This is a genomic window from Streptomyces sp. G-G2, assembly GCF_030063135.1.
GTDB lineage: Bacteria > Actinomycetota > Actinomycetes > Streptomycetales > Streptomycetaceae > Streptomyces.
Genome location: NZ_JASISO010000010.1, coordinates 129,462 through 140,278 on the forward strand (window position 1 = coordinate 129,462; position 10,817 = coordinate 140,278).

General features: G+C 74.1%; 11 protein-coding genes. 3 read left to right on the forward strand and 8 right to left on the reverse strand.

What is annotated here, in order from left to right; translation table 11 throughout:
• Positions 1–30 precede the first annotated feature (30 nt).
• From whiA to QMF80_RS11065, 6 genes are all read right to left on the reverse strand, one after another.
• A complete protein-coding gene (gene whiA / locus QMF80_RS11040) occupies positions 31–1,026 on the reverse strand; it encodes a DNA-binding protein WhiA (RefSeq protein ID WP_283452083.1) in 996 nt (331 codons plus the stop codon).
• Positions 1,017–2,087 (reverse strand): gluconeogenesis factor YvcK family protein, encoded by a 1,071-nt coding sequence (locus QMF80_RS11045; protein WP_283452084.1) that lies wholly within the window; start codon positions 2,085–2,087, stop codon positions 1,017–1,019. The genes whiA and QMF80_RS11045 overlap by 10 nt, the downstream gene beginning before the upstream one ends.
• Complete coding sequence (rapZ, locus tag QMF80_RS11050; RefSeq protein WP_283452085.1) at positions 2,084–3,031, reverse strand: RNase adapter RapZ; 948 nt, start codon at positions 3,029–3,031, stop codon at positions 2,084–2,086. Before rapZ ends, QMF80_RS11045 begins: the two co-directional genes overlap by 4 nt.
• Entirely contained in the window at positions 3,028–5,109 is a 2,082-nt protein-coding gene (uvrC, locus tag QMF80_RS11055; RefSeq protein WP_283452087.1) for an excinuclease ABC subunit UvrC, read from the reverse strand. Before uvrC ends, rapZ begins: the two co-directional genes overlap by 4 nt.
• 171 nt (positions 5,110–5,280) lie before the next feature.
• Entirely contained in the window at positions 5,281–6,096 is an 816-nt protein-coding gene (locus tag QMF80_RS11060) for a hypothetical protein (RefSeq protein ID WP_283452153.1), read from the reverse strand.
• 5 nt (positions 6,097–6,101) lie between these two features.
• Entirely contained in the window at positions 6,102–6,695 is a 594-nt protein-coding gene (locus QMF80_RS11065) for a papain-like cysteine protease family protein (protein ID WP_283452089.1), read from the reverse strand.
• Positions 6,696–6,923: 228 nt separating this feature from the next.
• Between QMF80_RS11065 and QMF80_RS11070 the strand changes: the two genes are divergently transcribed.
• The gene (locus QMF80_RS11070) at positions 6,924–7,940 is read left to right on the forward strand and encodes a hypothetical protein (RefSeq protein ID WP_283452092.1); all 1,017 of its coding nucleotides are present in this window, start codon (positions 6,924–6,926) and stop codon (positions 7,938–7,940) included.
• 92 nt (positions 7,941–8,032) lie between these two features.
• Here QMF80_RS11070 and QMF80_RS11075 read toward each other — a convergent pair whose 3' ends face one another.
• Positions 8,033–8,467, reverse strand: a complete 435-nt coding sequence (locus QMF80_RS11075) for a Rieske (2Fe-2S) protein (RefSeq protein ID WP_283452094.1) — start codon at positions 8,465–8,467, stop codon at positions 8,033–8,035.
• Between the two features lie 112 nt (positions 8,468–8,579).
• Here QMF80_RS11075 and QMF80_RS11080 point away from each other — a divergent pair, with 112 nt between their 5' ends.
• Complete coding sequence (locus tag QMF80_RS11080) at positions 8,580–9,458, forward strand: carbohydrate kinase family protein (protein ID WP_283452096.1); 879 nt, start codon at positions 8,580–8,582, stop codon at positions 9,456–9,458.
• On the opposite strand, the gene QMF80_RS11085 is transcribed toward QMF80_RS11080, so the two are convergent.
• Positions 9,448–10,062 carry a TetR/AcrR family transcriptional regulator gene (locus QMF80_RS11085; RefSeq protein WP_283452098.1) on the reverse strand — a complete coding sequence of 205 codons (615 nt, stop codon included), beginning with the start codon at positions 10,060–10,062 and terminating at the stop codon, positions 9,448–9,450. The genes QMF80_RS11080 and QMF80_RS11085 overlap by 11 nt on opposite strands.
• Positions 10,063–10,143: 81 nt before the next feature.
• Between QMF80_RS11085 and QMF80_RS11090 the strand changes: the two genes are divergently transcribed.
• Positions 10,144–10,794 (forward strand): NAD(P)-dependent oxidoreductase, encoded by a 651-nt coding sequence (locus QMF80_RS11090; protein WP_283452155.1) that lies wholly within the window; start codon positions 10,144–10,146, stop codon positions 10,792–10,794.
• Positions 10,795–10,817 lie beyond the last annotated feature (23 nt).

Below are 10,817 nucleotides of genomic sequence, written 5' to 3' on the forward strand. Positions count from 1 at the left end.
CTTCCGGAGGAACGCGGCGCGTTCGCCGGTTCAGCCGACCAGGTTGTCGGCCATCTCGTCGGCCTCGGAGAGGTTCGACTCGGTGCCGGGGATGCCCAGGTCCTGGGCGCGCTTGTCGGCCATGGCCAGCAGGCGGCGGATCCGGCCCGCGACCGCGTCCTTGGTCAACGGCGGGTCGGCCAGGGCGCCCAGCTCCTCCAGGGAGGCCTGCTTGTGCTCCATGCGCAGCCGTCCGGCGGCCGCCAGGTGCTCGGGGACCTCGTCCGCGAGGATCTCCAGGGCACGCTGCACCCGGGCTCCGGCCGCGACAGCGGCGCGGGCCGAACGGCGCAGGTTGGCGTCGTCGAAATTGGCGAGGCGGTTCGCGGTGGCGCGTACCTCGCGCCGCATCCGGCGCTCCTCCCAGGCCAGCACCGAGTCGTGCGCGCCGAGCCGGGTGAGCAGGGCGCCGATCGCGTCGCCGTCACGCACCACGACCCGGTCCACGCCGCGGACCTCGCGCGCCTTGGCGGCGATGGAGAGCCTGCGGGCGGCGCCGACCAGGGCGAGCGCGGCCTCCGGACCGGGGCAGGTGACCTCCAGGGAGGAGGACCGGCCGGGCTCGGTGAGCGAGCCGTGTGCCAGGAAGGCTCCGCGCCAGGCCGCCTCGGCGTCGCAGGTGGCCCCGGAGACCACCTGCGGCGGGAGGCCCCGGATCGGACGGCCGCGGCCGTCCACGAGCCCGGTCTGGCGGGCCAGCTGGTCGCCGCCCGCGACGACCCGGACGACGTACCGGTTGCCGCGGCGCAGTCCGCCGGGCGCCATGATCACGAGGTCCGAGGAGTGCCCGAAGATCTCCAGGATGTCCTTGCGGAGCCGCCGGGCGGCGATGCCCGCGTCCAGCTCCGCCTCGATGACAATGCGGCCGCTCACCAGGTGCAACCCGCCCGCGAACCGCAGGATCGCCGAGACCTCTGCCTTCCGGCAGCAGGTGCGGGTGACGGGCAGCCGGGCGATCTCATCCTTCACCGCGGGCGTCATCGCCATGGGCCGATCCTTCCATGCATCCGAAAAATACGGTCGTACGCGGCGGCCAGCAGCTCCGGATCATGCTTCGGAGCACCGTCCGGCCTGGCCACCGGCGCCAGCACGACCGCGGCACCGAACCGTTTCGCGGCATCGGCGAGGGACTCGCGGTCGGGCACGGCGGCCTCGTCGGCCAGCACCACGTCCAGGGCGAGTTTAGGGGCGTGTCGGGCCAAAACCTCCAAATGACGCTGCGGAGAGAAGCCCTCTGTTTCACCGGGTTGTGGCGCGAGGTTCAGCGAGAGGACCCGCCGGGCCTTCGTCTGGACCAGCGCGTCGAGCAGTTCCGGCACCAGAAGGTGCGGAATCACCGAGGAGAACCAGGACCCCGGACCGAGCACCACCCAGTCCGCGTCGAGCACCGCGGCGACCGCCTCCGGCACGGCGGGCGGGTCGTTCGGCACCAGCTGTACGGACTGCACCTCGCCGGGGGTCAGCGCCACCGTGGCCTGCCCGCGGACCGTGTCCACGTCGTCCGGGCGCGCCGGGTCGTGCCCGCGCACCAGGGCCTGGAGCTCCAGGGGCACCGCGGACATGGGCAGCACCCGGCCGTGCGCGCCGAGCAGCTTGCCGACCAGGTCCAGGGCCTGCACCGGGTCGCCGAGCTTCTCCCACAGGGCGACGATCAGCAGGTTGCCGACCGCGTGCCCGTGCAGGTCGCCGCGGGACTCGAAGCGGTGCTGGATCACCCGGGACCAGGTCTGGCCCCACTCGTCGTCCCCGCACAGCGCGGCCAGCGCCTTGCGCAGGTCGCCGGGCGGCAGGACGCCCAGCTCCTCGCGCAGACGGCCGCTGGAGCCGCCGTCGTCGGCGACGGTGACCACGGCCGTGAGGTCGCCGGTGATCCGGCGCAGCGCGGCGAGGGAGGCGGACAGGCCCATGCCGCCGCCGAGGGCGACGACCTTGGGCGTGACCGCCTCGGGCGCGGCGCCGCGCCGCGGCTCACCGCCGGGGGCGGCCTTGTCGCCGCGTCCGGCGGTCAGCCGGCGCAGGCGCCGCAGCCGCAGGCTACGTCCGGTCACTCGCGCCCCATGTCCCGGTGGACGACGACGGTCTCGACTCCCTCGGAGGCGAGGCGGGCGGCGAGCTTCTCGGACATGGCCACGCTGCGGTGCTTGCCGCCGGTGCAGCCGACCGCGATGGTCACGTACCGCTTGCCCTCGCGGCGGTAGCCGGTGGCGATGAGCTGGAGCAGCTCGGTGTACCGGTCGAGGAACTCCTTGGCGCCGGGCTGGCTGAAGACGTAGCCCGAGACCTCCTCGTTGAGCCCGGTGAAGGGGCGCAGCTCCGGGACCCAGTGCGGGTTGGGGATGAAACGGCAGTCGACGACGAGGTCGGCGTCGACGGGCAGGCCGTACTTGTAGCCGAAGGACATGACGGTGGCCCGCAGCTCGGGCTCCTCGTCGCCCGCGAACTGGGCGTCCATCTTGGCGCGCAGTTCGTGCACGTTCAGGCTGGAGGTGTCGATGACGAGGTCGGCGTCACCGCGCAGCTCGCGCAGCAGGTCGCGCTCGGCGGCGATGCCGTCGACGATCCGGCCGTCGCCCTGGAGGGGGTGGGGGCGGCGGACCGACTCGAAGCGGCGCACGAGCGCGTCGTCGGAGGACTCCAGGAACACGATGCGCCGGGTCACCCCGCGGGCTTCGAGGTCCGAGAGGGACTCGCGCAGCGCGTCGAAGAACTGGCGGCCGCGGACGTCGACGACGACGGCGATGCGCGCCACGTTGCCCTGGGAGCGGGCACCCAGTTCCACCATGGTGGGGATCAGCGCCGGGGGCAGGTTGTCGACGACGAACCAGCCCAGGTCCTCCAGGCACTTGGCCGCGGTACTGCGGCCCGCTCCGGACATACCGGAAATGATCACCAGCTCGGGGATGGCCGCCTCGGCGGTATCGCCGGGCTCCACTGTCGTGCCCGTACTCACCTGTGCTCCGTCTCGGTCGCGCTCTGCTGCGTGCTCGGTCATTGCTCGCTCCCCCGTTCGGACGACGCTCCCGCGGACGCGGGGGCCTCGTCCTCAATGATCTCTCCTGTTGCCGTGTTGACCGCAGGAGCGGCGGGAGCCGCCTGGGCGAGGGCCACGGCCACGGTCTCGGCCGTCTTGCGGCCTATGCCCGGGACCTCGCAGATCTGGTCGATTGTCGCCTGTCTCAGCTTTTTCACCGAACCGAAGTGTTTGATCAGCGCCAGTCTGCGGCTCTCGCCGAGACCGGGTACGTCGTCCAGCGGGCCCGCCTTCAGGCGCTTGGCCCGCTTGCTCCGCTGGTACTGGATGGCGAAGCGGTGGGCTTCGTCACGCACCCGCTGGAGCAGGTAGAGACCTTCGCTGGTGCGGGGCAGCACCACCGGGTCGCTCTCGCCGGGCAGCCAGACCTCCTCCAGCCGCTTGGCGAGACCACACACGGCCACGTCGTCGATGCCCAGCTCGGCCAGGGCCCGCTGGGCGGCGGCGACCTGGGGCTGACCGCCGTCGACCACAACGAGCTGGGGCGGGTAGGCGAAACGCCTGGGACGGCCGTCATCCGCCTCCGCGGCCACCTCGCCACCCACTTGGCCGTCGGCCTGGCCGCCGTCGGCGCCCGTGGCGGCATCGGCGCCCGCAGCGGCCTCGGCGGCATCGGCCGGGGACCACTCGCCCGTCCTGAGCTTCTCGCGCAGGTAGCGGCGGAAGCGGCGGGAGATCACCTCGTGCATGGAGCGGACGTCGTCCTGCCCCTCGAAGCCCTTGATCTCGAAGCGGCGGTACTCGCTCTTGCGGGGCAGGCCGTCCTCGAAGACCACCATCGACGCCACCACGTCGTCGCCCTGGAGGTGCGAGATGTCGAAGCACTCGATGCGCAGCGGGGCTCCGTCCAGCTCCAGCGCCCCGGCGATCTCCTCCAGGGCCCGGGAGCGGGTGGTCAGGTCGCCCGCCCGCTTGGTCTTGTGCAGGGCCAGGGACTGCAGGGCATTGCGGTGGACGGTCTCCATGAGGGCCTTCTTGTCCCCGCGCTGCGGGATGCGCAGGCTGACCAGGGAGCCGCGGCGGGCGCCGAGCCACTCGGCGACGGCGGGCGCGTCCTCGGGCAGGGCCGGGACCAGCACCTCCTTGGGCACGGCCTCGCCCTGCTCCTCCCCGTACAGCTGCTGGAGGGCGTGCTCGACCAGGCCCGCCGTGTCGACGGCCTCGACCTTGTCGGTGACCCAGCCGCGCTGGCCGCGGACCCGGCCGCCGCGGACGTGGAAGATCTGGACGGCCGCCTCCAGCTCGTCCTCGGCGACCGCGATGAGGTCGGCGTCGGTGGCGTCGGCGAGGACCACCGCGCTCTTCTCCATGGCGCGGCGCAGCGCCCCGATGTCGTCGCGGAGCCGGGCGGCCTTCTCGTACTCCATCTCCTCGGCGGCCTCGCCCATCTCCGCTTCGAGGCGGCTGAGGTAGGTGCCGGTGCGGCCCGCCATGAAGTCGCAGAAGTCCTCGGCCAGTTCGCGGTGCTCCTCGGGGGTGACCCGGCCCACGCAGGGCGCGGAGCACTTGCCGATGTAGCCGAGCAGGCAGGGGCGGCCGATCTGGGCGGAGCGCTTGAACACCCCGGCGGAGCAGGTGCGGACGGGGAAGACCCGCAGCATCAGGTCGACGGTCTCGCGGATGGCCCAGGCGTGGCCGTACGGACCGAAGTAGCGCACGCCCTTCTTCTTCGGGCCGCGCATGACCTGAACCCTGGGGTACTGCTCGTTGAGGGTGACGGCGAGCGAGGGATAGCTCTTGTCGTCCCGGTACTTGACGTTGAACCGGGGGTCGTACTCCTTGATCCAGGAGTACTCCAGCTGGAGCGCCTCGACCTCGGTGGCGACCACCGTCCACTCGACGGAGGCCGCGGTGGTCACCATCGTGGCGGTACGCGGGTGCAGCCCGGCCACGTCCTGGAAGTAGCTGGCCAGGCGCTGGCGCAGGCTCTTGGCCTTCCCGACGTAGATCACCCGGTGGTGCTCGTCGCGGAATTTGTAGACCCCCGGGGAGTCGGGGATCTGTCCCGGTCTGGGGCGGTAGCTGGAAGGGTCGGCCATGGCATCAGCCTACTTGCGGCCTCTGACAACCGAGCCCGCGCCCGACCCCCCGACCCCGATCCGGCCCCGTCGGCGTTCGAGGCGCGGGGTCCGGGGCGGAGCCCCGGCGGCGGCGCCGCGCCGGGACGGGGTCCGGCCGTCTGGCCGACGGCCGGACCCCCCGCCCGGCGGCTACACCCGCACCCCCCGGCGGCGTACGCGACGCACGCCCAGCGCGCCGACGGCCCCGAGGGCGAGCGCCCCGGCCACGGCCCCGCCCGCCAGCGGCAGGCCGCCCGGCCCGGCGCCCGGCCCGGCATCCGGCACGGCAGCGGCGGCGGCTTCCGTGGGGGCGAAGCCGCCTGCCTTGCCGCCCTTGGCATAGGCGGAGCCGGGCAGTTTGTCCCCGTACGCCGTGACGACCCGGGCGCGGTACGCGGCGAGCGTGGTGCCCCCCGCGCCCACGGCCCGGACGGCGTCCTCGTCCAGCGGCAGCACGCTGCCCCCCTGGGCGACGTACCAGGCATCGATCTGCGGCTCGCGGAAGACCGTTCCGCCGGGAAGTTTCGCGGCGCCCAATTGCGCGTAGCGGAACTCGTCGTCGCCGGTGGCGATGTTCACCACCTGCCACCCCGCCGCGGTCTTGGCGGTCCACAGCGCGGCCTGCTGGCCGTCGGAGGCCACCGCCCTGCTGGCGAGGAACTCCAGCCGGGCGACGGGCGCGCCCGCCTTGCCCGCGACGAAGTCCGGGGAGAGGTAGCTGACGGGGATCGCGTCGCCCTCGATGCGCGGCTGGGCGGCGGTCAGCGAGACCTTGCCCTCCCGGGAGAAGAACCGGGAGAGGGTGGCCAGGCTGTCGGGTGCGGCGGCCGCCTGGTGGGCGGCGGCCCTGGTCTCGGCGGTGGCGGACTGGGGTTGCGGGACGGGTGCGGCCGAGGCCTGCGGGGCCAGGCCCAGGAGGGTGGCCGCGAAGGTGGCGGTGACCAGGGCGGACGCGCGTCGGTTCATGGTGCTCACGCCCCGATCCGGTAGAGCGAGTGGGTCCAGGAGAAGGTGCTGTTGTCGACGTACCAGTCGTGGGAGGCCCAGTTGTAGCGGTCGCTGGAGGGCCAGGGGTCGCCCCAGTAGACCCAGTTGCTGGCCGTGTCGTAGCCGTAGATGACGTGCATGTGGCCGCCGCCGTTGGCCCACTGGATGCGGGTCTCGACGGGCCGGTTGGCGTTGATCTCGCTCTGCACGGTGGTGTAGCGCAGCCAGCCGGTGACGTAGGAACCGGAGCTGATGCCCGCCCAGTTCAGGGCGGTCTGGACGTTGTCGAGGCTGGCCTGACTGTTGGGGCAGTCGTAGCCCTGCTGGCGGTTGAAGGCGGCGTTGCAGAACTGGTTCTGGCTGTAGTTGCGGCCGAACCAGGTGGCGATGGTGTTGCCGCTGGCGGCCCAGCACCAGTTGGTTTTCTGCTGCGCCTGCATGGTGATGTTCAGGCGCTTGGCGGCGAGTGTCGCGCCGTCCGCCCCGGCATCGGCGGCGGCCGCCGTGCCGGTGGGCAGCGCGAACAGGAGAGCGGTGAGGAAGGCGGCCAGGGAAAGCCGCCGGTTTCGGTTGCGCATCGCGTTCCTCCCGAGGTGGGGAGTGGGGGTGGAGGAGCGCGTCCGGACGCTGTGGAGGAGCATCGGGGAGTTGTCGCGAGCAGGTCAACACGCTTCAATTCGCGGTGACATCGCCATGTGAATGGGGAAGCCGTGATGTGAACGGCGCCCACCCCGTCACCTGGGCCCCGGACGCCACCGGTGCGGTCTCCCGCCCCACGGCGCGTGAACGTTCACAAAGGAGTCGCCATGCTGCCGACCGCGGAGAGCGGCCGGGCCGGGGACCCCACCGGAGCCGGCGCCGGAGCCGAGGACGCGCCCGGGGTGGCGACCGGGCCCGGCGAGGGGGCGGAGGAGCTGCCGCGGCTGCTGCGGACGGGCCCCTTCCACCTCGCCCTGCGCGCCGCGCTCGCCGCCCGCGGCCTGCCCCTGCACCGGGTCCAGCACCGCCTCGCCGCCCGCGGCATCAAGGTCGGCGTGACGAGCCTGAGCTACTGGCAGCAGGGCGCCCGGCGGCCCCGGCGCGCCGAATCCCTGCGGGCCGTACGGGCTTTGGAGCAGATCCTGGAACTGCCCGCCGGGACCCTCGTACGGCTGCTGAGCGCGCCCGCGGGCACGGGCACCGACACCCCCCGCCCGGCGGCCCGGCCCTACCGGGCGCTGATCGGCGTCGGGACGGCCGTCGAGGAGGTACTGGCGGACATGGAGCTCCCTGCGGACGGCGGCCTGCACACCGTCGGCCACCACGAGCGGGTCCGGATCGGAGCCCGCCGCGAACTGCTCGGCCGCGATTCGCAGCACGTCGTACGGGCCCACCGCGACGGCATCGACCGCTACCTCGCCATCCACCACGGCGACCCCGGCTGCGATCCGGCCGGGGTGAGGGTGCTGGCCCACGAGAACTGCCGGACCGGGCGGATCCGGCGGCATCCGGAGGCGGGCGTGGTGGTGGCCGAGCTGCTCTTCGACGCGCGGCTGCGCCGGGGGGACACCTACGTCTTCGGCTACGGCTTCGAGGACGGCACCGGCGGCCGCAGCAGCGAGTACATCCGGGGCTTCGGCTACGCGGGCGGCCAGTACGTGCTCCAGGTCCGCTTCGACGCGGGCGCCCTGCCCGTGAGCTGCCGGCGCTTCCGGCAGCTGGGGCCGACGGCCCCGCGCAGCGAGCTGTCCCAGCTGACGCCGAGCGGCGGGCACCGCGCGGTCCACCTGGTGGAACAGGGGGTCCGGCGCGGCATCCTCGGCATCGGCTGGGAGTGGGAATGAGCGCGGCCGCGCGCCGCGGGGCCCCGGGGCGCGGCGCACCCAGGGGACTGCTCCGTGGAGCGCGGCGCGCCCCGGGGGACTCCTGCGCGGGCTCAGCCCGCGATGAGCTTGCCGCCCTCGGCGCGGACCGGGACGGACGGCAGCGGGTCGGTCGCGGGGCCCTGCACCACCTTGCCGGTGGCCGCCTCGAACCGGCTTCCGTGGCACGGGCAGTTGCCGTGCCCCGCGACGATCTTGTCCAGGACGCAGCCCGCGTGGGTGCACTGGGCGCTGAACGCCGTGTACTGGCCCTCGGCCGGGCAGTGGACGATGAGCTTCTCGTTCCGGTACAGCTTGGAGCCGCCCACCGGAACCTCGGCCGCCGCACCCAGGTTCACGGGTGCGGCGGGGGTCGCGGAGGTGCTCCCCCCGCTGCTGGTGCCCGGCGAGCAGGCCGCGAGGGTCGCCGCGGCCCCGGCGGCGCCGGCGAGCGCGGCGGCGCCCTTGAGCACGGTTCGGCGGGCGGCGGCTGACTGCGGCGCGGACATGGGGCTCTCCTGGTGCGGGACGGTACGAACGGGGGCGGGCGGTACGGCCCGGGCGCCCGGGGCGCGCGGCCCACCCGACGATACCGCCGCCGGATGGGGTACCTTCCCCCGCGTGATCGTCGTCGGTGGAGAAGCCCTGATCGACCTGGTGCCCGCGGCAGGGCCGCCGGGCGCGCTGGTGCCCCGGCCGGGCGGGGGACCGTACAACACCGCGCTGGCCCTGGGCAGGCTGGGCGCCGAGGTCGCCTTCTGCTCGCGGGTGTCGGCCGACGGGTTCGGCGAGAGCCTGCTCGCGGGGCTGCGGGCGGCCGGGGTGGACCTGTCGCTGGTCCAGCGCGGGCCGGAGCCGACGACCCTGGCCGTGCCCTCGCTGGCCCCGGACGGCTCCGCGGCGTACGGCTTCTACGTCGAGGGCACCGCTGACCGGCTGTTCACCCTGCCCGGTGCGTTGCCGAGCGGGGCGCGCGCGCTGGCGCTGGGCACCTGTTCGCTGGTCCTGGAGCCGGGGGCGAGCGCGTACGAGGCCCTGCTGCGGCGGGAGTCGGCGCGCGGGCTGCTGACCCTGCTCGACCCCAACATCCGCCCGGCGCTGATCGCGGATCCGGCGGCGTACCGGGCCCGGTTCCTGGGCTGGCTGCCGTCCGTCGGCGTCCTCAAGCTGTCCGAGGAGGACGCGGCCTGGCTCGGCGGGCGGGTCGAGGACTGGCTCGCGGCGGGCCCGTCGGCGGTGGTGCTCACCCGGGGCGCGGCGGGGCTGACCGTGTGGACCCGGGACGGCGAGCGCTGCTCGGTCACCGCCCGCCGGGTCACCGTGGCCGACACGATCGGCGCGGGCGACACCGTCAACGCGGCCCTGCTGCACCGCCTTTCGGGGGCGGCGGGCGCGCCGGTGGACTGGCCGGAGGTCCTGGCCTACGCCGCCCACGCGGCCGCGCTGACCTGCACCCGGGCGGGCGCGGAGCCGCCGTACGCCGCGCAGCTCAGCGGATAGCCGCCCACACGGTCCGCGCGACGGCCGGGGCGAACTCCGCGACCGGCTGGACCGCGTCGGGCCCGGAGAAGTGCAGGAAGAACGCCCTCTGGAAGCAGGCGCCGAGCAGGAGCGCGGCAGCCGCGACCGGGTCGGCGTCGGCGCGGATCCTCCCCTGTTCGCGGTCTTGGCTCAGGGATGCGACGAGCGCGTCGAGGACCACGTGCGGCCCCTTGCCGATCTCCTTGAGGCCCGCGCGGTGGCGGCTGAGCAGGGCCGGTTCGGCGAAGAGGGAGCCCGCTATGGGCATGGTGTCGGCGTAGAACCGCGCCGCGTGCCCGGCGATCGCGGCCAGCCGGTCCTCGACGGGCAGCTCCCCCGGGTCCGCCGTCAGCGCGGTCATCAGCGCGGCGGCGTTGGGCGTGCGCTCCAGCAGTACCCGGACGAACAGCTCCTCCTTGTTCGCGAAGTGCTTGTACAGCGCGGCCTCCGAGCAACCCGCCTCGCGTGCGATGGCCTTGGTGGTGGCGTTGGCGAGCCCGGTGGTGCGCATCAGCGTCTCGGCGGCGTCCAGCAGGCGCTGCGGGGTGGGGCGGGCCGGATCGCTTGACTTCGGGGTGAGCATTCACTCACCCTAACGGAAGGAGGGGTGAGTGAATGCTCACCCACCCACCCGGAGGAGACGGCCATGGAGAGCACGCACACGATGAAGATCACGGTGTTCGGCGCCACGGGAGGCGTGGGGCGCGAGGTGGTACGGCAGGCACTCGACGCGGGACACGAGGTCACCGCCGTGGTCCGCGACCCGGCCCGGCTGACCGTGCCCCCGCACGAGCGGCTCCAGGTCGCCACGGTGGCCGACCTCACCGACGAGGAAGCGCTGATCCCGCTGCTGAGCGGGCGGGACGCGGTGGTCTCCGCGCTGGGCCCGAGCAGCAACAAGCAGGCCCGGCTGACCCCCGTGGCCGGGCCCGCGCTCAGCGCCATCGTCTCGGCCATGGACCGGGCGGGGGTGCGGCGGCTGTCGGCGGTGAGCGCGGCCCCGCTGGGCCCGGCCCACGAGAGCGAGGGCGTCCTGACCCGGGCGGTGTTCCTGCCGCTGCTGCGGCGGGCGCTGCGGGACGTGTACGCCGACCTGGCGGCGATGGAGGCGGCGATCGGGGCCAGCGGTACGCACTGGACGGTGGTCCGGCCGCCGCGCCTGCTGAACAAGCCGGCGACCGGAACGTACCGGCGGGCCCTGGACGCGAATCTCCCGGGCGGCCGGAGCATCGCCCGCGCGGACGTCGCGGACGCCCTCCTGACGACCCTGACCGACCCCGCCACCGCGGGCCACACCCTGGGCATCGCAGCCTGACCCCGCCCCGGACCCGCTCCAGC